The organism is Bacillus cereus group sp. BceL291, assembly GCF_051776705.1.
In the GTDB taxonomy this organism is placed as follows: Bacteria; Bacillota; Bacilli; order Bacillales; family Bacillaceae_G; genus Bacillus_A; species Bacillus_A cereus.
The window spans coordinates 59,749-82,669 of record NZ_JBPWAP010000006.1; the positions used below are offsets into that span (position 1 = coordinate 59,749).

Sequence of the window (22,921 nt, forward strand, 5' to 3'; positions counted from 1 at the left end):
ATGGGAACTTCTAAGGGGTATGCTCCACCAACGGGGTATTTATGGTCAGATGCCAAGCGAGCAGTTTCGTACATGGGGAGAAATAATTTCACTCCATCTTCTGTAGGAAAAGCAGTTTCTAAATATTCTAAAGCCCTACAAGGAATGAAAAATAGTAGTAATAGTATTAATATAGGTGGAACTGGTGCTAAAGCAATTAATTTTATTGACTTAGTCAAAAATTATGGATTTACTACAGCTTTAGAGAATATAGGACTTAAGCATTTAATAGATAAAAAACCTGATGAAATTTATGTAGGGCTAACAGAGTATTTTGCAGAATCAAAAAATACTCTGTTAGAAGGAATTGCTCAGCAAAGTATAAATGAATTAATGGCAGAGCTACTGGTTGATGTTCAAACAGTAGAAGAATATGATGAAATTTTTCTTTCAATTAATAAAGAGGAGTTCATAAGGGAATTTATTATTAAATTTGTACAAAATAGCTTTTTCACGACTTTCTCTGAAAAGATAATTTCTATGTTTGATAATTTAAATCGATTTGATGGTGTGCAAGATACTATTGAAACTTATATTAGAACAGCGATTGAAAATGATTATACATTAGGAGAGTTACAACACATAGATTGGGCTGGAGAACAAGGAAGTAAAATTATAGACCAGAAGTGTGACGGAGCTTTACAAATATTAACTGTTTGGAGTGAGTCTCTTGTTTAAAGTATGGATAAATAAAAAGGTAGATGAGAAATCAGGTGATAGGGAGTATATAGTATTTAATTTGTTTAATAAGAACAAAGAATCTAATATTAAAGTAGATGTCGAGAATTTATGGAGAAGGTTTGGAGAAGAGTCTACTAACGATATTAGTGAGGACTTACTGATTATTGCTATGAGTGTGTTTGCCGTGGATAAAAGAATATCACGTAATTTATTTAAAGATAATTGGACACGTGAAGTCGTGTTGGATATTCCTGTTTTAGAACTTGAAAAATGGAATATAGTCAAGCAAGAGTTAGAGGCAGTGCTTAGTTTTTTAAGTGGGGACAGATGGAAGTTTAATTTTAGAAAAACAGAATTGAAATTTAGGGCGGATAAGAAAAATACGAAATATAGAATGATGAATAAAAAGAATTTTAATTCAGTCAGCTTGTTCTCGGGAGGATTAGATTCTTTTTGTGGAGCTCTAAATTTATTAGAAAAAAATAAACAAACATGTTTTATCGGTTTTAGAGAGTATAATTTACTAACCAATAGGCAAAATGAACTCTTTAGTGCATTGAATTTTGCATATCCTGCAGTGAATAAAGAACTATTATTATTTAATGCAAGCCCATTAGCCCCAGTAGATATAAGCGGGAATAAGATGAAGATTAAGGGAGAGAGTACAAGTAGAAGTCGTTCATTTTTATTTTTAGCGGGGGCGGTTGTCGTTGCTTCAATTATTGGAGAAGAAACCCCAATTTACATCCCTGAAAATGGATTCATAGGTATTAATGTACCGCTTACAGATAGTAGAAATGGAAGCTGTAGTACTCGTACAACGCATCCGAGGTTTTTAAAATCTTTAAACAGTATATTGAGAAAGATAGGTTTAAATCATAGTATTGAGAACTTCTATTGGAATAAGACTAAAGGAGAAATTGTTGAGGAACACAAGGAAAACGAAGTGTTTAAAGGATATGCTCATAAAACATTATCGTGCTCCCATCCTTGTTTATGTAGGTACGATAAAATTAAACCACCATGCAATTGTGGTTATTGTTATCCATGCTTAATAAGACGGGCATCCATGATTAAGGCTGGTGATGATGAGACTGTTTATAATGAAAAGCATATGTTAAATAGGGCTTTTATTGATGCTTATAATAAGCCTCAAGGAAAAGCGAGCGATTTAAAAGCAGTACTATTTAGTATTAAAAGATACCTTAAACATCAAGAGGATAGCAAGTTTATTAGGAACCTTCTGTTAAGGCCAGGAAATTTAACAATGGAAGAATTAGTAGAATATGAAAGGGTATATCGTGAGTCTATGAAAGAATTACTAAGTATGATTGAAAAGATTGATAAAGAGAACGGAAGTAATTTGTTAGGATATATAGGGATAGAGGAAAAAATAGGATGTCAAAATTGATAGATTTTCACATCCACATTGATTACTATAAAGAATATCAAAAACTATATGATTATTTTAATAACAAGCGGATATATGCACTGTTTGTAACTAATTTACCTGAAATATATGTTAAATGCATAAATGAATTTCGTAATTCGAAATATGTGAAAGTAGCTTTAGGGTATAATCCTCAGTTAATAAAAACTCATAAATTTAATAAAAATATTTTTAATAACTATTTAGGAAGTACAAAGTATATTGGAGAAGTTGGTTTGGATTACTCTAATGAATTTATTTCAACTAAAGAAGAACAAAAGAAAATATTTAAATATATATGTGATAGAGCTGGGGAAACGAATAAAATAATTTCTATTCATTCAAGGAAAGCAGAGGAAGATACTTTAGATATATTGAGAGAAAATAATGTGCGTTTTGCTGTATTTCATTGGTATACAGGAAAATTAACTTTAATTGATGAAATCATAGATAGTGGTTACTATTTCTCTGTCAATTACTCGATGTTAACCTCCGTAAAAGGTAAAAAAATTATTGAAAGAATACCTATGGATAGACTGTTAATCGAAACAGATGGTCCTTTTGGGAAGTGTAGCAAAGGGAACAAAAGAGAAGAATATGATTTGGAATTTGTATATAGAAATTTTGAAAGTTACTTCTACAATGTAAATATAAGAGAAATAGTTTTTAATAATTTAAGTACGTTATTAGTTGAACAGCAAAAAAGTAAGTAAGATTTAAAGGATAATTTATGATTATATTATTTATAATTGTATTGTTAGTAACACATGTTCATTTTCTATTTTGTAGTTTAGAATACAAAAAGCAGACGATTGCAAAGTCATTTGAGAATTACCGTCACGATTATTTTATGCTGGAAAGTAGTCGAATATTAGAGGATGAATGGGAGAGAATTAAAGATAGAAGATATCTTTAAGATTTGTATGAAATATAAAATTGGATACAAACACATCTTATATCTATTTATAAATTCTTAGTTACTATGCTCAAGTATCAACACATGTAGATTGCATATTCTTCTGGATATGTGAAATACAGAGATTTGTAACATACTATTCTTTAATAAAGATTTAAGTAGACTAATAAAAGAATAACCAATTTCATATATAGTTAAAGGAAAATCATTCATCGTATCATAAAAGGGTTTTATTTTTTATGGTGTGATAGGAGATGAAAATACTTTCAAAAAAATTTATAAAAAAAACAGTATAATAATAAAACGTACCCTATAGAATAGACACTGAAAAAAAGTCTATTCTATAGGGTATTTCTTGTATAATGAGAGAAAATTGGGATCGGAGAAAGTTCAAAATGACAAAAAAGCTATTTACGGAAAGAGACATTCAAATTCTATCAAATAACCCCTACATAAAATCTGTAAGTCAGAAAGGTATCACTTATACAGATGAATTTAAGCGTATTTTTATTGAGGAAAATGAGAAAGGAAAACTACCTCGAAATATTTTTGAAGAATGTGGTTTTGATATAGATATAATTGGAATGAAACGAATTATGTCATCAGGAAGTAGATGGCGTGCTGCTTACAGAAAAATGGTGTATTTGGTTTGGGAGATACACGCACCGAAAACGCGGGAAGAAATCTTGAGAGAGAGCTTACGTTAGAAGAGAAGTATGCTCGTTTAGAAGCCGAACGGAACTTACTAAAGGCAGAAAATGAATTGTTAAAAAAGATCAAACTTATGGAAGGGAGGATGAGAAGGAAATAACGTTATAACCTAGTCAGAAATATATCCTGATTCGTTCTGTTATCATAAAATATAACTTAAGAAATATGGTGAGTTATTTGTGTAAAGTAGCTGGTGTATCCCGTTCGGGATACTATAATTATTTTTCCATTTCATCTCAAGAACAACGGAAACAAAAGAACAATCAAGATGAAATCGTGAAAGAAATCATATTAAAACCACTTCGATTTAGAAATCGAAAGAAAGGGGCTCGTCAAATAAAAATGACATTGGTGGGTCATTTTCAAGTTGTCTACAATTTAAAGCGTATCCGTAGAATCATGAAAAAATATGAGATTGTCTGTCCGATTCGGAAAGCAAATCCTTATAAAAGAATGCTGAAAGCTTCAAAAGAACATCGAGTAGTGCCGAATCAATTAAATCGAGAATTTAAACAAAATATTCCAGGAAAAACGCTTCTTACAGATATCACTTATTTAATTTACGGTAAGAATAAAAGAGCTTATTTATCTACAATTTTAGATGGATCAACCAATGAAATTTTAGCTTACCATGTTTCAGAACAGATGACATTAGACCTCGTAACAACAACTCTGCATAAACTACAACGGAATAAGAGGATTCCATTAACTGAAGGCGCATATATTCATTCAGATCAAGGAGCCCACTACACAAGCCCTACCTACCAAAAATTAGTCAAAAAGCTAAAGCTCGGACAATCTATGTCAAGAAGAGGGAACTGTTGGGATAACGCTCCACAAGAATCATTTTTTGGTCATCTGAAAGATGAAGCACATATAAAACCTTGCGAGTCTTTTACTGAGTTGAAACAAGAGATTAAGAAATATATGACGTACTATAATCACTGTAGATATCAATGGAATTTAAAAAAGATGACTCCTGTTGGATACAGAAATCATCTTCTTGATGTTGCCTAACTTTTTTCAAAATGTCCTTTACAAAGGGTACAGATTACTTAGGGAGGTCTTTTTTTATCTTTACTTTTGTTTCTATGAAGCAGGACATGACTTACGGGATAGTACAGATTCAACTCTCTACTCATTATAAGGAGAAGAATGGAGTCTCTAGAATTGTTTGCTAAAGGGGCTAAGTTAAGAGTGTTTTTAATAAAATCAATATTTCATTAGCACTTGATATGCAATTTAAATGTAACGTTTTTTGTAACCTGATTTTAATCAAATAAAATGTACCTGTTATTTGATTGCTTATCGTTATATCATACTTATTAGATTGGAATTTGGAAGTATAAGAAAAATATTATAAAAATGGCTCAAACCCTTGGTATCATTGTGGTTGTAGCTTATTGATAATATTATGATAGTATATGAATTGAGACAAGTCTCGCTCTTCTATTTAAACCTTAAAGACTTATTTGATTCTAAATATAATCAAGAACAGGAGAATGATGATGAATCTAAATAGTATGGTTAATTTAGCCTTAAAAGAAAAAGAAATAAGTAAACATTCATGGGCTTTAAAATCAAATAATATTGCTATGAAAAAAATGGATAAATCCTCTTTTATTAATAATGAAACAGGTATTCCTATTGATATAAGGACTTTTTTTGAGATAGATGTAATGAAGGAAAATAGCACTTTTCAAATAACTCTAGAGTTTATGAAAAAAGACTATCTTGCTAGGATTAGAAAGGGGTCGGGAGAAAAAGCTAGGACAAAATTATTATGGCCTAGTAAATTAACCGAGTATGTTCAAATGAAGTATCCTAATATATATGAAGAATTTAGAAAGAATAATAAAGTTGATGATAACGTACCGTATATGATTTTTAAAAAGATAGATAAGAAATACTATAAGGTTTCTTTTTCTACAAGTTTGGAAGAATATGAAGGAATAGGTTCTGTTCAAGTTACTTCAACTACAAAATTAGAACCAGTTAAAAGAAATCGAGAGTATAGTTCTTATGGAGAGGAAATAAGAGATTCTGTTGTATATGAGTACTTATTCAATGCGAAAAATCACCGCTGGATTGATGAAAATATCCTTGGTTTAGATTCGAAGGAGAGCAAAGGTTATCAAGCTATGGGTATTCTACATCATATTGGGATAAAGAATGACCATAAAGGAATCTTTGAAGGAATAAATATTTCTGATGCTCTGTTTCTGTTACAAAAAGAAATGGAAGATTTTAATCCTATTAAGGATGTTCTAATACGATTGAGTGAAGAAGCTATAACAATAACTCTTGATACACATGTGGATGAAGAAGATGATTTTCCTGAAGGGAAAGAAAAGTTTAGATTACACAGATATAGAGAACGTAATAATAAATTAGTTAAACAAGCTAAGGAACGCTTTATCCAAGTACACGGGAGGCTTTATTGTGAGGCGTGCGGTATGAACTTTGAACAAGTTTATGGTGATAGAGGAAGGAATTTCATAGAGGCACATCATAGAAAACCGATATCTGAAATGAAAAACGATGAAACGACTAAAATTGAAGATTTAGCAATGCTTTGCCCTAATTGTCATAGTATGATTCATCGTAAGCCACTGGTTACTGTTGAAGAGCTGAGGGTTTTAATTCAATCGAAAGGGAAATTTATATAAATAGATTAAAAAATTAACAATGTAACACATAATGGTATGAATAAGTCCTTAATATGATGTTTTATCGTAAAGGAATAGGTGAAAGTTATGCCGCACGTGAAGTTTGATTTTTAGAAAGGTGTGATATTACACCTATATATAATAAAGGTACTTAAATTTGGAATTTATATCAGGAGAAGTTATTCATTTAAGATAATGAATTAATGTGAATTAGATGGAGCAACGTGTTTTTCCGAGTTATATAATCCGATATTTAAATCCAGAGATACATAATAAAGAAGAAAACCCGCTACTCTCAGGGTACACATACATTTATGGAGAGGATAAGAAAGATGGGTGATTTTGAAAACTAAAGTTTTAAAGGAGGACTTCTTTTTTATAAATGCATAGAAAATTCCACTGTATTACCACATTTTACTAGGTGGAAAAGTTTTGGATATTCATAAAGCGGGTGTTCCTAAGGTTCACTTTCATGATTTACGTCATATCCATGCAATAAACCTACTAGCTAAGGATGTGAATGTGAAAATTATTTCTGAGAGATTAAAAGTTATAGAAACATCAAAATCACATTAAATACTTACTGGTGTGTGCTGCGAACGATGCATGAGGATGCAGTCAACAAAATTGAATATATTTTGTAGGTAATGTGACCAATTTTGTGATCATTGGTGTTATAAAGTATGAGAGTAATCAAATAAACCTTCCCCCATCCTTTCAGGGGGAAGGTTTATTTGATTACTCTTCTTCTTGCATTAAGAATTTCCAAAAACGTTTTAATTCTTCACGCTTTTGGGATGGTGCAAACTTTATATCTTTTAGCCATTGATCTAATTCTATTTTGTTTCCGTCCTCTGTAACATTAAAATCTCGCCCTAGAAGAAAATCAGTAGATACATCAAAGTAATCTGCTATACGTATCAAGGTATTGTAATCAGGTTGACGTTCATTCCGTTCGTACATACCAATTGTACTTTCACTTAGCTGAAGCGAGTGAGCAAGTTCTTTTTGCGTAATTCCTCTTTGTTTTCTTAAATCACGAATTATATTTCCAAACATTTTCATTCTATCACCTGATAATATATTAACACAATATGTGTTAAATAATTAAAATTTTTAAATGTTGATAATTAGAATCTATTGACAACACAAAGTGTGCAGTTTATATTTTAAGTAACAACACGAAATGTGGTTTTAGGGGGAGAAGACATGAATTATGAAAGAGTGGCCAAAAATCTAATTAATTTAAGAAATGAAAAATCTAGAGAAGAAGTGGCAAGGGCTGTGGGAATCAGTGTTAGTACATTGCAAATGTATGAAAATGGTCAGAGAATTCCACGGGATAATATAAAAATAAAATTAGCGAATTTTTATGGTGTTACAGTCCAAACAATTTTTTTTGATTCAGAACAACACGAAGTGTGTTGAATAATATTAGATTTTTAAAATTATATAGTTATTTTTTAGAAATGTAAGTTTGTAAAGTGTTTTAGGAAATTTTACATAAAAAAATAATATTTTATCATTATATATAAATAATAGGGGTGTATTTGCATGAACATGAAAACATTTGAAATGCGTGAAAAACGATTAGCGGAATTATTAGGCGCAAAAGTACTTTGGGAATTTATCAGTGCTGTAACAGAGGAAATTGAAAAGCAAGAATTAGAGTCTACACCAGGTTTACTAGAAGATCTATTCGTACATGTGAAAGAAACCATTCAAATTCAAAATATGAATCAGCGCATAACAAAAGCCCCTGTAAAAACAGAGGCTGATGGTATAAATAAAGATACATTATTTATGGAAGCATATGTAGAGTTAATCAATCATAAGTTTGTTATTTCTGAATTAGCTGTAGAGCTTTCATCTGTTCTAAAAGAATTAAATTGTTTTGTTCAATCATCTTTGCCACAGCTTCAAAGTGAGCTTGATTCTCAAGAACCTCAAGCTGCTTCTCTTTAGGGAGTGATTGAAGTATTTCTTTTATTTCTTTACACTCGTATATGTTATTCTCCGAGTCTTCGATTAATTTATTGCGACGATTGGTGTATTCAAGTGCACCTAAAGTCGCTAATGCGCGAGGATCTAATCCTAGAATTTCCATGTATTCCTCTCCTTTCCTCTACAATAATTCGATAGGGGAAAGGAGATTCCTTTAATGATTTGGTAAATTTTTAATATAGCCATATAATATGATATTAATTAGTGGAATGTTATGTAGCAGGAATACAATAGAATTAGACTTAAAAGAACTTCTAAAAAATATGAGAAGAAAGGGGAATCCAGTAATTTCACTTCTTTTTCTTAAATTCTCTACATATGGAACGGTTGTTTACTTGTATAATGAATTTTAAATTGGATTCCTTTAAGAAGATTAGATAGACATAAGGAATAAGGTATGCATTTGTAGATAAACAAAATGAAAGAGAGTTGTTATGGAAAGAATGATAGAAAATATTCAGGAGTTATTAGATAATATGTTTTAAAGTGTTCAAGAGAGTAGCCGTATATAAATGGTTACTTAAAAAGTAAAAACTTAGTCCTTGAATATAGAGAAAGGACTAAGTTATTTGTATTGATGAAATATTGAGTGTATAAAGTTAAATTAAGTAGGGTACTGAAACCTGAGTATCCCTTAAATGTTAATAAGCATTAAACTTTATATTGCAATACTCCCAGGCGATGCTCCAACCGTTACTACTGTATTTACCGTATAATCAACGGAGTTAAGGATCGTAACTGTGTTTTGTTCTGGCTGAGCAATATAGATGAACTCTCCATTAGGTGTAAAGGCAGCGTCTGCTGGTCCATTGATAGAAATTGTTCCTGTAGATAGTCTTTGTGCTGTATCAATAATATTGATTTCATTGTTTGTTTTGTCTCCTAACAATGCTACAGGTTGATTAGGTGAGAGAGAAAGAAACGAGTTGTAATAGGCCCCAGTAAGAATATCTCCAATCTTTTGGAAAGTAGATAAGTCAATCACTGTAAGAGTGGTCCCAGACGCCACCATTTCTTCTGTAACATAAGCGAATCCATCAAATAAACTGATTTCAATAATGTTTGGATAATCATTTGAAGTAGGACGCTCTTCTACGATATCTCCTGTATTTAAATCAACTTTTATAATACTCCAAGCGTTAGCATTTACGATGTAAGCGTATTGTCCATTTGGATCAATGGCTATACTTGAAAACCCACTTACTCCGATTGAGATCGTATTAGAGATCGTTTGAGTTAGAATGTTAATTGTAGTAATATCCATTGATCCAGTTGAAATATTTAGTATATATGCAAACTGACCATCTGGAGAAAATGCAATATCAATCGGTTTATTTATTGAGAGAGTAGAGGTAATGGCAAGGGTTTCATTTGTAATTATAGAAACACGGTTATCATAAAAGTGCGAAACTAACGTATATGTTTTATTGGGGTTAACAGCAACCTTAATTGGCTGATAAGGGAGGTCAATTATTTGCTGAACAGTCTGTGTTGCTGTATTAATTACTGAAAGAGTATTATCATCTTTATTTGCTGTAAAAGCATAAATAGGAGGATTTGGTGGCACTGGTAAAAGGGAAAGGGTACCACTTAAGATAAACGTATTATCATCTTGTGGTGTAATTGTTAAACTCTTAAGTTTAAAGCCACTAAAATCAAAGCAGCAATTAGAATCCGTTGTATAATAAACAATCTGATTGATGGAGAATTTGTGCCATTTAGAAAAAGCTGCAGCTCCTTGTCCATATTGATTTTGAACAGGGGAAATACTAACAAGCATAGAAAGTACACCATAGATGCGAACACTGTGTACTGGATAGGAACCATCTGGTAAATCAGTTTGAAGAAGACAAGGGTTCGGTGTTTGTAGCGTACATGGTTCAAATGCACATTTTAAGCGGTTTGTATTCCAGGTGACGGCACCAGTGTAATTGGTATCATTAATTATATATCCTTCAGGAGCTTTAATTGAAACCTCAAAATTTACATATTGATTGCACGTACCTTGGCAAGGTAACATGGACTTCACTTCCTTTATTAAAAATTATGTGTTATTTCTTTTGGTATATAAAGTTACTTACGTACCATATTAAGAAAAAACCTATGCCTTTTTATGAAATGAATCTATTTGAAAGGCATCTACTTGTTGATACAACATACAAATAGGTAGCAATATTCTATATTATGCTTCCTATTTTCTAATGCTTGTACATATAGTGGTTGTTTTAATTTGGATAAAAGTTAATCCAATAATGGTATAACATGTTGAAGTAAATAGAAGGTGGATACCGCTAGGTTAAGTTGAGAAATAAGACATGCTGAGAAAGTGCTATTAATTCGAATAAGTTAAAGCTTAAAAGGTGTCACCTAAGTTAATTTGAATATCTATTACTAATGCACTCTATATAGAAGACTAGCTGCACTCAAGTACAGCTAGTCTTCTTCACAAACTTATATGGCCTCGATGACAAATTGGGATTGAGGTATATATAGTAATTGGGCTGCTAAGGAAGTTGTTGTATTAGCAAATGGGTATGCTTCCTTATAAAGAAAATTACTATACACTATTTCATTCATTTCATAGGTCGTACACAGTTTTTTTAGGATTTTTTGAGAAATTTTATTTGTACAAGCAGCAATAAAATCATAATCTCTTTTACTTATTTCTTGAATGGCATGTGAAAGAAGGGTAGTGACTATACCACTTCCCATCCAATCTGGATGACAAGCGCCCATATCTAGATAGACCAGTTTTTCTTTATCTAAATGAGAAAACTCAATAGATTCTGTCTCTAATGTATCTAAAAGTTGAAAAATAGGTTCCATTTGTGGGCATAGTTCAATCGCTTTCTCTGTATCTATTAGTGGCTGGGTTAATTTTTTTGTTAAAAGAACTCCAATAATTTGAAAATTTTCTATTGCTACAAATGACATAGCTTGAGATACAGCTTGTTTCATCATTTCTTCGCACATTTTGTGAAAAGGAGCAAAAGGAATTTGTAAACTGCTTACAAGAGGTTCATTATTCACAAAAGAATGTGCAAGTAAATGTGCTGCATCTTTCACGTGGTGTGTATCAAGTAGCTCTATATTCATATGTTTTTCCTCTTTCCTGATATAGTGAATAGTAATTAAAAGGATTAAAAATTTTATTTCATCTAGTTAAGTTTAACTATTAAAGCGCTAACAAATATGGTTATGAAACATATGAATGAATCTGTTTAGTAGCAATCGAAATATATTTATAAAGAAATTCTACGATCTCATCTATACATTCAACAGTTGTATATGGAGAGATTGAAAAGAATTTCAATGTAGAAATCGGATTTCTATCATAACTGTTTATTACATCTACTACACAAGAACGAGTTGTATCACCAAAAAATACTTGATCGCGATTTTTTCCTAGGTAATTAAATAGTTCTATATTTAATCGGTTTGTATCCTCAATTTCTTCCTTTGTTGCAAGGCCTATTCGTTCTTTTTCCCAATTTTCTTGGCCATCTCCATTCAGATAGAAGCGGAAAGTTGTAATTGGTCCATATGTAAAATCATTTGTGATTGCGACTTGGGGTAGGGCCTTGCGTAACTTCTCTCTAAATAATAGATTTACACGAATATAATTTGCTAATATTTTTTGATATCCTTCAATTCCGAAGGCTAATAGATTGATATACATTGGAATAGCACTACCAGATCGTGAACATTCTAAGGTATAGCCTGTATGATAACTTCCATATGACCTATTACCAAGATAAGGTGTGTCATCTTGTTCAATGTCCATCAGTTGTAAATCAGTATGATTTTTTACGATTAAAATACTTGAAGCATAAGGTGTTTGTCCTAATTTATGAAAATCAAAACATACACTATCTGCAAGGGACATATATTGCATTTTATCTTGTACGTATTGTAAGGCATTTTTCACATTAGGTTCAAATGAGAGTGAATTTTCTTCAAAACTATAATTATTAAAGAAACTATAGAATCCGCCCATTGCAGAATCAGCATGGATATAAATCGGTTTTAATTTATATTTTTTCTGTATTGCTTCAGCGCTCTCTTTAATTTTTCTTATATCATCAATAGTAAATGTGTCTGTTGATCCCATGGTAGCTAGAATATAAAGGGGGATACCGCCATTGTTAATAACTTGTATCATTTTAGCCTCTAAATCTTCTATATCCATAGAACTTGTATAAGGATCAGTTTTCACTTTTATCAAGTGATTTGACCCAATACCAGTTGCTTCAGCTGACTTTAATAAACTATAATGTGCATTTTCAGAAGCAAAGCAATATACATTTTGTGGAGCGCCATGTTCTTTTGCTGATGGGAATTGTTTAGAAATTGCTAAGCGTAAGCTCGAAAATACACAACCTTGTCCACCCCATGTGGTATATCCACCGCTATTATGTGGATTATAACCTATCAGTTTTGAAAGCATGGATACCACTTTTACTTCTGCTTCTGCTGCCCCTGGACCATATACATCCCAAACACCATTACCATTTAAAAGTGCCATTGTCATTACCCCTAATAGTGAAGGTATACTTGGTAGTGGTACAGCGTTAGACAAGTAATATTTATTTGGATACGGATGTCCATTCATAAATTGGTTTAGCTCTTCTATAACCTCAGACATAGTGATTCCAGCTAGTGGAATATGACTTTGGTGAATTAAGCCATTGTAGTATCCTTCTGATTTTTCCTCACATTTACCTAAAGTAGCTCGCTCATCATTTTTTAATTGGTCAAGATTTTTAATTATTTTCTGCATAGATTCTAATAAAAGTTGTTGTTTTTCTTCATTTCCGTCAACGCTCGGAAATAGTTTTAAAATATCTTGCATGCAGTCACTTCTCCTTGTGAAAAACTGGATTTTTATTTTACTTGGTTAAACATAAGGGTATAATAATTTGTAATTGCCCTTTTGAATACTTAAAAATGAGGAGCTATTTAGAAAAAAATGTAATTCCATAGAAGATTATATGAATTATGGAATTTAAAGTAAAGAAAAATTTTTTGATTTATTTTAAAAAAAGTAATTGTGAGATAATGAAGTTTCTAAAAATATTTCTGAATTAATTGTTTATTTGGTTAGCGTGTTGCCCTAGCATGTATTCAACTAGTGTAGTAGATATTTTAATATAATGTAGAACGTATTATAAGGTAGTTGAATAAAAGGGTTCAACTACCTTATAAACTGTAGATATTGCTGAGAAAAGGGAAAAAATAAGGTGGAAGTGTTAAAGATATGTTTTAGTGGAGAAGAAGTAATGGTATGGATTTGGTAGCTACATCAGTTTGATTTTTATGGGAGAATAACGAGCTGATCAAAGCTTTTTAATGAATTCAATTTCATTATCTAATAATAATGGACGAGTTAAGTGGGAAGAGTTTTCTTCAACCTGAGTAGAATTTTTTGCACCAGGAATAGCAACTGAAACGGCAGGGTGACTTAAAACATAACGTAAAGCAACTTGCGCTAAACTTCGATTTGATCGTACAAGTGAACGTAATTTCTCTACTTTGTTTAAGCTATCTTTAAACCACTTTTCTTTTGGCCAATCTTTTCTTAAATCATCGTCTGGAAATTGAGTTTCATGATTAAATTTTCCAGTTAAAATCCCCATCTTAAGTGGACCTCTTATCACAGCACCTAAATTATGTTTTTCAATATAAGGAAGGATGTCTTTTTCAGGTTCTTTATTCAAAATACTATAATCGAATTGTACGACATCTAAATCATTATCTTGATTAAAATGTTTTATATAATCTAAATCATTAGTAGAAACACCAACGGCTCTCACTTTGCCAGATTTCTTTAAGGTTTGGAAAGCTTGTAGAAAGGCTTCTGTTTCTTCATGTTTATCCCACCAAATATGACAAAAGTACACATCTATATAATCCGTTTTAAGCCGCAGTAAACTAGCCTCAAACGCATCAATGATCTTTTGAGGATCTCCATAAACAGCTGGTTGATTTGGGTCATAATGATGACCAATTAATCCACCTTTTGTAGAAAGAATGATATCCTGCCTGCGATTATTTATAGCTTTTGCAACGAGTGTTTCACTATGACCTAATCCATAAACATCAGCAGTGTCAATAAAATTGACCCCTAGGTCAATTGCTTTCTCAATTGCATCAAGTGATTCATTATCTTTTACTGCTCCCCATTCATCTCCACCAATCGCCCACGAACCGAATCCTATCTCTGAAACTATTAACCCGGTGTTACCTAATAATCTATATTCCATTATGTACGGACTCCTCCTTTACAGTTTATGTTATTAGAAGTATATATAGTGACCAGTTGGAATATTCTTGAATTTATTTTCGGAGTATAAATAAGACTATTTCCTTTAATAAAATATGTAAGATTACTGTATAAAAAGAAATTAGAATTATTAGTGAAATGGTTTTTTATGCTTAAATTGAATAAAAGTATGAACTGTTACGGTATAAATATGAGTTTTATTCATAATTTTAATAACTATGCAATAAGCGAAATAAATGTTGAATTTAGTCGAAAAATATAGATTTACAAATTGCAGAATATGTACATATAGTTGTAACTGTAAATATTATCCGTTTTTAAATATTTATAAAAGGAGAAATTCATATGAAAGAAATACAAGAGAAATATGAAATTGTAGAAGAATTGGATGCAACAGTAGGTCAAGAAGCATTATGGATAGCACATCAAATGGAAATAGAAAAAGGAATGAACAATGAACCGATTATAATAAAGTTAAAAGGAAATCTTCAAATAGAGGCTTTGAAGAAAGCGCTTACCACAATAGTGCAATCACATCCGGCGCTACGTACAATATTTAAGAAGAGGGATGAAAAGATAAAGCAATTAATTCAAAGGAATGTAGAATTTGATATACCAATTAAGGACTTAACTGCTTTTAAAAACACAGAACAAAAATCTATTTTTAAAAATTTCTTAGAATCTATAGTGAATGAGAAATTTAGTTTAGAAGAGGGGCCTTTGTTTAAATTCCACATTATTAAATTCAGTGAAGATACATTTGTTTTACATTTAATGTTTCATCACATTATTTACGATGGATGGAGTTTAGGAGTTTTCATCCGACAATTATCCAATACGTATGGTGAATTACTTCAAGGGAAGACAAATGTAGAATTTGAATTTCCTTATAAGAACCTCGTAGAGTATGAGGAGGGTTTTATTGATAGTGCAATATATAAAGAAGGATCATCGTATTGGAAAGATTATTTACAAGGTGAATTAACTCCTACAGAGTTTCCTATTGATTTTAATAAAATAAATGAAAAGAGATATACAGATCAAAATATAAGCAAGAATATTAATTCGGATCTATTTTATCAAATACAATGTTTTGCTAAAAAAAATAATATAAGTATTTATCGAGTAATGTTAAGTACTTATTGTACATTACTTCATCAAATGACAAATGCTGAAGAGATAATTGTTGGTATTCCAATTAATACTAGACCACATACAGAAGAACGAGATACTTTTGGCTACTTTGTTAATACAGTACCTATACGTATAACAATAGAAAAGGGAGAAACATTTAAGGGGATACTTAATAAAGTTAATAAATCTATTCATCTAGCTATTACGTATAAACATAATCCTTATTCACATATAGTAAAAGATTTAAATCTAAATACAAATACAAATCATAATATGGTATATTCCACAGCATTTAATACGATGAAGATACCGGAATTAAAAATTCCGGATATTGAGTCAACAGTTTTAACAGATTGTAAAAGAGTAAATCCTTTTAATATGACCTGGAGAATAATGAGATATGAAGGGGAAACAGAGAATAAAATTGAGGTTGACTATAACTCAGCATTATATAAACCAGAGAGTATTAGTGATTTAGTTGAAAGATATATATATATGTTGCAAAAACTAATGAAGAATGTGAATGAACCTATTCATTCATTGGATTTGCTTTTAGAGAAAGATCATCGTTTATACAAAGAAATGAACTCAAATGCTCTTACATATCCTAATTCAAAAACATTAGATCAATTAATAGATTTACAAGCATTAAAATCGCCAAATCAAATAGCGATTTCAATGGGGGATAAATTCATTACCTATTATGAATTACAGCAAAGGTCCAATCAAATTGCGAATTATTTACGTGAAAATGATATAAAAAAGGGACAACGTGTAAGTATTATTATGGCGAGAGAGATTGATACCATTGTATGGGTTGTAGGGATCCTAAAATCAGGTGGAGTTTATGTACCAATTGATCCAAAGTTTCCTGAAAAAAGAATAGAATACATCTTAAAAGATAGCGAAAGTCAAATGATTATTACGAAGAAAGAATACAGGGGATTGGTTGAAAGTTTTGGGATTCATACAATTTATCTAGAAGATTTTCATTATGCTAATTCTATAGAAAATATTGCACCTACACATACCATAGAAGATGCAGCTTATATTATTTACACGTCAGGTTCAACGGGTTTACCAAAAGGAGTCGTTGTACCACATAAAGGCGTAGTTAATTTATCGTATTCAGTAATCAATACATTTCATTTAGGAAAAGAGGATGTGTTTTTACAATTTGCAACGATCATTTTTGATGCCTCCATTATGGAAATATTTCCGATTTTGCTATGTGGAGGGAGAATGCATTTAATTTCTGAAATCGAAAAACGTTCAGCAGAGGAATTTATAAATGTAATTCAAAAGAATGGTATTACAAATGTGGTTTTACCAACTGCGTTTTTTAAATTAATAGCTGATATGCCAAAAGAAATGTTACTTAAATTAAATTCTGTAAAACGTGTATTTATAGGAGGGGAAACTTTACCTGCTGAATCAGTTCGTAAATGGCAAAGTAAATTAGGGTTAAAGATTCCAGTTCTTAATGCATATGGTCCTACTGAAACTACTGTATGTGCAACGATGTATGAAGTAAATGGTGAGATACAAAAAGAAATCTCTAATATCCCAATAGGTAAACCAATTGCTAATAGTGAAGTTTTCGTCGTTAGTCCGTTTAATACGTTATGTCCGTCAGGTGTAGTAGGTGAGTTATTTATTGGCGGTGATGGAGTTGCCAACGGATATTTAAATCAAAAGGAAAAAACAAAAGAGGCGTTTATTTCTTTCAATAAATCCTATAATCATGATAAAAAGATGTATCGTACTGGAGATTTAGTACGTCTTTTACCGAATGGAAATTTAGAATTTATCGGAAGGAAAGATAATCAAGTAAAAATACGTGGGTATCGAATTGAGCTGGATGAAATTGAAGGAACATTATTTAAACATCCAGAAGTGAGAGATGCTGTAGTATTCACTTATCAAAACGACAAAATCGTTAGCTTTTATTTATCAAAAGACAATACAGAACTAAAACAAGAGGCATTAAAAACATTCTTAAGTGAAAGTTTACCAGATTTTATGATGCCAAATTATGTATTTCACCTTGAAAGTTTTCCTGTATCACCAAGCGGGAAACTAGATAGAAAAAAATTAGAATTACAAATCCCGTCTTTACTTGAAAACATGCAGAAGCAATATGTCCCACCAATAAGTGAAACAGAAAAAAGATTGGCAAAAACATGGGCAGAGATTTTAAATTTAGGGAAATATAGAATCGGCAGAGATGATGACTTTTTTAAACTTGGGGGACATTCATTGATTGCTGTGCAAGTGTTAAATCAAATTCAAAAAGAGTTTCATCTAAAAATTGAAATTAGAGATATTTTTGAGCATACAACGATTGCTAGTCTGTCTGCTTACATCGATAAATTAATGGCAGTAAATCATGATAGGGAAGAACAGGAGACGCAAGTATTTAAAGTTGCAGATAAGGAAAGTTATCAATTATCAAGTGCTCAAAAAAGAATCTGGTTTTTAAATAAGTATAACGCCATTAATAGAGTATATGATACACCACTACACATATATATTGAGCCGAGTTTAAAAAAGGATATTTTACAAGATACCATAAGGTTTTTAGTTGAACGACACGAAATGCTACGAACAGTGTTTATTGAAAGAAATGGGGAGCCTAGACAAGTCATCTTAAACTCAATAGCGATTGATTTGATTCACGATGAGATTGAACACATGTCTAAAAAAGAACAACAAGAATATATACGTACAACAATAAATCAAACGGATCATACACCATTTGATTTAGAAAATGGCCCTCTTTTTAGGATTAGAATTTTTAATCTGAATAAGAAAAATTCTTATTTATATATCAATTTACATCACATTATTACAGATGAGTGGAGTGTAAGGAATTTATTAGATGAATTAATGAAGGTATATAGTGCCTTTGCAAAACGTAGAAATCCTGAGTTGCCAACTATCTCTAATCGATATGTAGATTATGCTGAGTGGGAACAGGAGCAGTTAAATTTAGGTCGGTGGGATACGGAAAAATCTTATTGGATGGCCGAACTTGCAGCACCTCTTCCTATACTAAATCTTCCTTTAGATTTTAGTAGGAATCGTCAAAGTACAAATAAGGGTACAGTATTTGAAATGAAGTTAGATAATGAAATGAAAGAGTCTTTGAAACAAGTATGTGAACAAGAGAATGTTTCTATGTATATGCTATTTTTAGCAGCGTATATTCAATTGTTACATTATCTAACGGATCAAAAAGATATTATTGTAGGTACACCGGTTGTTGGAAGGAATCATCAAGAATTTGAACAAATACAAGGATTCTTTGTAAATACCCTAGCAATTAGAACACAATTAAATGATGTGAAAAATTTAACACAGCTATTACAAGTAGTGAGAGAAAAATGTTTGAATTCTTTCCAAAACCAATCGTACCCATTTGATAAAGTAATTGAACAAATAAATCCTGATAGAAGCTTTGGAAATAACCCGATCTTTTCTACTATGTTTAGTTATCAGAAAGATATTCTACAGCAACATGATGCGTACAAGCTTCAATTGTTACCTAATAAACAAGATATTAGTAAGTTTGACATTTCTTTAGCTGTTGAGGAAGGATTTGATTATGTAGGGGTTTCATTTGAGTATGATATTAATCTCTTCAAGGAAGAGTCAATTAATAGGTTTACTCAAAATTTACTTACTATACTGGACGCATTCATTCATCAACGAACAGTAGCATATGAAAATCTTTCATTCCTATCACAGGAAGAAGAATCTTTATATAAAAAGGTAAATCATACAGAAAGACTATATCCTTATTTTCAAAATATACAGGAGCAATTCTATATGCAAGTAGATAGACAATCCAATCGGATTGCTATAGCGACTGCAACGGAATCTTTAACATATAGACAATTAAATATGAGCTCTAATCAAGTAGCTCAACATTTACTCGAAAAAGGTATAAAAAGAGGTGATAAGGTAGCCATATTTTTAGATAGAAGTATGAATAGTATCGTTTCTATGCTTGGAATATTAAAAGCCGGTGCTGCCTATATACCAATCGATGTAAAATACCCTGAGGATAGAATAAATTATATAGTTCGTGACAGTGAGGCATGTAGAATTATAACGAGTTACAAATTCAAAAGTCATTTGAATGTAAGTGATTATAAGGTTTCAATAATAGAGGATATATATCGTACGACTATAAATGATGATGTGAAAATTTTAAATAAACCAGATGACTTGGCATATGTAATTTATACGTCAGGCTCAACAGGAAAACCAAAAGGTACATTATTAACGCATAAAGGAGTGTTAAATTTAGTTGAATGGAGAAATGAAGTATTTCAGATCTCTCCAAATGATAAAGTAACACAGTTTTATTCCCATAGTTTTGATTCTTCAGTATCAGAAATTTTTTCTACCTTGTTAAATGGGGCGGAACTATATGTATTAAGTGATGAACAGCGCTATTCAACTGTCGCATATGCTCAAGCCATTCAAGAAACTCAAGCAACTATTTCTGACTTACCAACAGTATTTTTCAATGAATTATCGACTTCATTAACTAAACTGGATAGCGAAAAGATACGTTCTTTAAGATTTATAATAATGGGAGGGGAAGCTGCATCAACAAATGCTATTAGAAGTTGGCAAAGTACCTTTAAAAACAAAGTACAGCTGGTAAATGAGTATGGCCCTACTGAAGCAACCGTTTCAGCAATGTATTATTTCATACCAGTTTTAGAAGAAGAAAATAATCTTTTAGGAAGCATACCGATTGGTATTCCAATTTCTAATACAAGGGTTCATATATTGAATTCATATATGCAACATTGTCCGGTAGGGGGCATGGGTGAATTATATATTGAAAGTTTAGGATTGGCCCAAGGGTATTGGAAGCAGGAAGAGAAAACAAAACAGGCATTTATTTCTAATCCATTTTCAGAAGATAATAGTAAAAGATTATACCGAACCGGCGATTTAGCAAGATGGTTACCAAATGGAAATATAGAATTTATGGGAAGAAAAGATAAGCAGGTTAAAATTAGAGGGCACAGAATTGAATTAGGAGAAATAGAAGATGCAATGTTACAACTTGAGGGGATAAGTCAGGCTGTAGTAACACAAACGAAAGATGGAATGTTACTGCAAGCATACTATAAAACAGTGGACGGTATAGGGATAGAGAAAAATAAGTTGGCAATACATTTATCAAATGTATTGCCAGAATATATGGTCCCTAAATATTACTCTCATGTGTTAGAAATACCAATAACAGCGAACGGGAAAATTGATTTTGAAAAACTGCCAAAAATAGAGTTTGATCATGAGCAAAACGATGAGTGTAAACTTAAACCTCAAACTAAAGTGCAAAAAAACATTGCAAAGGTATGGTCTGAAGTTCTAAACGTAAAATCTATAGGGTTAAAAGATGATTTCTTTAATTTGGGTGGACATTCTTTAAAAGTTATGCCTGCATTAGTCAAATTAAAACCGTTATACCCTAACTTGAAAATTCAAGATTTCTTTAAGTATAGAACCATAGAAAAATTAGCCTCTCATATTGAAGAGATGGAAGATATGTCGTTCAAGAAAGAGAAAAATATGAATGTAGCATGTATGGAAAATGAAACGAAAACGACTCCTGTTTATGAAACAACTAAATTAGAAGAATGTGAGTTAGATATGGTGAATTATCCAAAGGCAGTTTTCCTTACAGGGGCAACAGGATATTTAGGAGCACATATTTTAGAAAGGTTATTACAGTTACCATCTACGACTATTTACTGTTTAGTAAGAAAAAGTGAGGATCAAGTAATTGGTGCAAAGTTAAAAGAAAGAATGGAGTTTTATTTCGGTAAAGAAATCCTCCAAAAGTTAAAGGAGAGAGTAGAATTAATTGAAGGGGATTTATCTTTGATGAATCTAGGTCTAGATTCAAAGCAATTGGACCATTTAAAGAATAGAGTAGAGTCAATCATACATTGTGGTGGAGAAGTTAGACACTATGGAGAACGTGAGCATTTTCAAAAGGTAAATGTTCAGTCTACAAAATACTTATTGGAATTAGCTAAGAACACAAATGCACGTTTTCATTATATATCGACTTTAAGTGTAGTAGGTCAGGCTGAAAGCGATCCAAAAGAATTTGAATTCTTTGAGTCTAATTTTGATAGAGGACAAAATTTAGATAATCTGTATCTAGAAAGTAAGTTTCAAGGCGAGAAATTGGTCAGAGAGGCAATGGAAAAAGGAGTTCGTGCCACGATATACCGTGTGGGGAATTTAGTGGGTAACTCTAAAACAGGTAAATTTCAATACAATATTAATGAAAACGCATTTTATAGATTATTAAAAGGAATATGTCTATCTAGCATAGCTCCTGACGTCAATACGTATGTAGATTTAACGCCTGTAGACTATGGAAGTTTAGCTATTACTGAATTATCTTATAAGGCCAATACAGTAAATAAAACCATGCATATTTGTAATCCAAATCAGCTTAAATGGGACCAATTTATTAATAGTTTACAAGCTTTTGGATACGATATCCTGTTAATGAAACAAGAGAAGTATATAGAGAAATTTTTTAATACGAATCTAACTACTGATGAACAGAAAGCTTTAGAGCTCATAATGCCTTTATTAGAATCTGTAGAAGAGCTATCAGTAGCTATACCTTCTTGTTTATACACGCAAGGATATTTGAAGAATATACACTGTGTAGAGCCAAATCAAGAGTATATCAATTTGTTATTAAATTATGCTATGAATATAGAGTATTTACCATTAATTAAAGAACCAATACTGATGTAGTATACTCTATCTATTTTGAGCAAAAGGGAAGAAGGGTTTCACTTCGAAACTTTTTATTTAAAAATCTTAATTATTTGAGTACAAAAAATAAAAGATTGTATAGCGAAGAAGTAATAATGAAAAAGAACCTGTTTTCCATGGAAAACAGGTTCTTTTTGGGGGTAAAGATAACTTAGGGGTACGGAAAAGATTCTTTCCCAATATGATTGGGATCGCACTATCGAGAATATAAATATGCAATTATG

General features: G+C 31.4%; 14 protein-coding genes and 1 pseudogene. 10 read left to right on the forward strand and 5 right to left on the reverse strand.

The features are described from left to right. From ACS2CR_RS06975 to ACS2CR_RS07005, 7 genes and pseudogenes are all read left to right on the forward strand, one after another. Nucleotides 1–717 (forward strand): hypothetical protein, encoded by a 717-nt coding sequence (locus ACS2CR_RS06975; protein ID WP_153602685.1) that lies wholly within the window; start codon nt 1–3, stop codon nt 715–717. Next, nucleotides 710–2,131, forward strand: coding sequence for a Qat anti-phage system QueC-like protein QatC (gene qatC, locus ACS2CR_RS06980; RefSeq protein WP_153602684.1), 1,422 nt, complete (start codon nt 710–712; stop codon nt 2,129–2,131). Before ACS2CR_RS06975 ends, qatC begins: the two co-directional genes overlap by 8 nt. Next, nucleotides 2,119–2,862, forward strand: a complete 744-nt coding sequence (locus ACS2CR_RS06985; protein WP_153602683.1) for a TatD family hydrolase — start codon at nt 2,119–2,121, stop codon at nt 2,860–2,862. The genes qatC and ACS2CR_RS06985 overlap by 13 nt, the downstream gene beginning before the upstream one ends. 17 nt (nt 2,863–2,879) lie before the next feature. Beyond that, nucleotides 2,880–3,065, forward strand: coding sequence for a hypothetical protein (locus tag ACS2CR_RS06990; protein WP_153602682.1), 186 nt, complete (start codon nt 2,880–2,882; stop codon nt 3,063–3,065). Between the two features lie 395 nt (nt 3,066–3,460). After that, nucleotides 3,461–4,793: pseudogene (locus ACS2CR_RS06995) on the forward strand (IS3 family transposase). A gap of 491 nt (nt 4,794–5,284) precedes the next feature. Next, the gene (locus tag ACS2CR_RS07000; protein ID WP_153602681.1) at nt 5,285–6,445 is read left to right on the forward strand and encodes an HNH endonuclease; all 1,161 of its coding nucleotides are present in this window, start codon (nt 5,285–5,287) and stop codon (nt 6,443–6,445) included. A gap of 432 nt (nt 6,446–6,877) precedes the next feature. Continuing rightward, entirely contained in the window at nt 6,878–7,021 is a 144-nt protein-coding gene (locus ACS2CR_RS07005; RefSeq protein WP_309567755.1) for a hypothetical protein, read from the forward strand. Between the two features lie 162 nt (nt 7,022–7,183). On the opposite strand, the gene ACS2CR_RS07010 is transcribed toward ACS2CR_RS07005, so the two are convergent. Next, the gene (locus ACS2CR_RS07010) at nt 7,184–7,510 is read right to left on the reverse strand and encodes a helix-turn-helix domain-containing protein (RefSeq protein ID WP_153602680.1); all 327 of its coding nucleotides are present in this window, start codon (nt 7,508–7,510) and stop codon (nt 7,184–7,186) included. Nucleotides 7,511–7,654: 144 nt separating this feature from the next. Here ACS2CR_RS07010 and ACS2CR_RS07015 point away from each other — a divergent pair, with 144 nt between their 5' ends. Both ACS2CR_RS07015 and ACS2CR_RS07020 read left to right on the forward strand, forming a co-directional pair. Then, nucleotides 7,655–7,873: a helix-turn-helix transcriptional regulator gene (locus ACS2CR_RS07015; protein WP_001105582.1), complete on the forward strand. Its 219-nt coding sequence runs from the start codon at nt 7,655–7,657 to the stop codon at nt 7,871–7,873. Between the two features lie 126 nt (nt 7,874–7,999). Continuing rightward, nucleotides 8,000–8,410 (forward strand): hypothetical protein, encoded by a 411-nt coding sequence (locus tag ACS2CR_RS07020; protein WP_153602679.1) that lies wholly within the window; start codon nt 8,000–8,002, stop codon nt 8,408–8,410. 697 nt (nt 8,411–9,107) lie between these two features. Here ACS2CR_RS07020 and ACS2CR_RS07025 read toward each other — a convergent pair. The 4 genes from ACS2CR_RS07025 to ACS2CR_RS07040 all read right to left on the reverse strand — a co-directional run bounded on the left by ACS2CR_RS07025 (nt 9,108) and on the right by ACS2CR_RS07040 (nt 14,712). Continuing rightward, nucleotides 9,108–10,469 carry a YncE family protein gene (locus ACS2CR_RS07025; protein ID WP_098442151.1) on the reverse strand — a complete coding sequence of 454 codons (1,362 nt, stop codon included), beginning with the start codon at nt 10,467–10,469 and terminating at the stop codon, nt 9,108–9,110. A gap of 431 nt (nt 10,470–10,900) precedes the next feature. After that, the gene (locus ACS2CR_RS07030) at nt 10,901–11,545 is read right to left on the reverse strand and encodes a hypothetical protein (RefSeq protein WP_001019433.1); all 645 of its coding nucleotides are present in this window, start codon (nt 11,543–11,545) and stop codon (nt 10,901–10,903) included. A 100-nt stretch (nt 11,546–11,645) separates the two neighbouring features. Next, a complete protein-coding gene (locus tag ACS2CR_RS07035; protein WP_153602549.1) occupies nt 11,646–13,301 on the reverse strand; it encodes a pyridoxal phosphate-dependent decarboxylase family protein in 1,656 nt (551 codons plus the stop codon). 484 nt (nt 13,302–13,785) lie between these two features. Next, nucleotides 13,786–14,712: an aldo/keto reductase gene (locus ACS2CR_RS07040; protein WP_086398239.1), complete on the reverse strand. Its 927-nt coding sequence runs from the start codon at nt 14,710–14,712 to the stop codon at nt 13,786–13,788. A 365-nt stretch (nt 14,713–15,077) separates the two neighbouring features. Here ACS2CR_RS07040 and ACS2CR_RS07045 point away from each other — a divergent pair, with 365 nt between their 5' ends. Further along, nucleotides 15,078–22,676 carry a non-ribosomal peptide synthetase gene (locus ACS2CR_RS07045; RefSeq protein ID WP_153602548.1) on the forward strand — a complete coding sequence of 2,533 codons (7,599 nt, stop codon included), beginning with the start codon at nt 15,078–15,080 and terminating at the stop codon, nt 22,674–22,676. Nucleotides 22,677–22,921 lie beyond the last annotated feature (245 nt).

Bases quoted from the DNA above. Each gene is read 5' to 3' on its own strand.
- ACS2CR_RS06975 (WP_153602685.1), top strand. From the start codon at position 1: ATGGGAACTTCTAAGGGGTATGCTCCACCAACGGGGTATTTATGGTCA.
- ACS2CR_RS06985 (WP_153602683.1), top strand. From the start codon at position 2,119: ATGTCAAAATTGATAGATTTTCACATCCACATTGATTACTATAAAGAA.
- ACS2CR_RS06990 (WP_153602682.1), top strand. From the start codon at position 2,880: ATGATTATATTATTTATAATTGTATTGTTAGTAACACATGTTCATTTT.
- ACS2CR_RS07000 (WP_153602681.1), top strand. From the start codon at position 5,285: ATGAATCTAAATAGTATGGTTAATTTAGCCTTAAAAGAAAAAGAAATA.
- ACS2CR_RS07010 (WP_153602680.1), bottom strand. From the start codon at position 7,510: ATGAAAATGTTTGGAAATATAATTCGTGATTTAAGAAAACAAAGAGGA.
- ACS2CR_RS07015 (WP_001105582.1), top strand. From the start codon at position 7,655: ATGAATTATGAAAGAGTGGCCAAAAATCTAATTAATTTAAGAAATGAA.
- ACS2CR_RS07020 (WP_153602679.1), top strand. From the start codon at position 8,000: ATGAACATGAAAACATTTGAAATGCGTGAAAAACGATTAGCGGAATTA.
- ACS2CR_RS07025 (WP_098442151.1), bottom strand. From the start codon at position 10,469: ATGTTACCTTGCCAAGGTACGTGCAATCAATATGTAAATTTTGAGGTT.
- ACS2CR_RS07030 (WP_001019433.1), bottom strand. From the start codon at position 11,545: ATGAATATAGAGCTACTTGATACACACCACGTGAAAGATGCAGCACAT.
- ACS2CR_RS07035 (WP_153602549.1), bottom strand. From the start codon at position 13,301: ATGCAAGATATTTTAAAACTATTTCCGAGCGTTGACGGAAATGAAGAA.
- ACS2CR_RS07040 (WP_086398239.1), bottom strand. From the start codon at position 14,712: ATGGAATATAGATTATTAGGTAACACCGGGTTAATAGTTTCAGAGATA.
- ACS2CR_RS07045 (WP_153602548.1), top strand. From the start codon at position 15,078: ATGAAAGAAATACAAGAGAAATATGAAATTGTAGAAGAATTGGATGCA.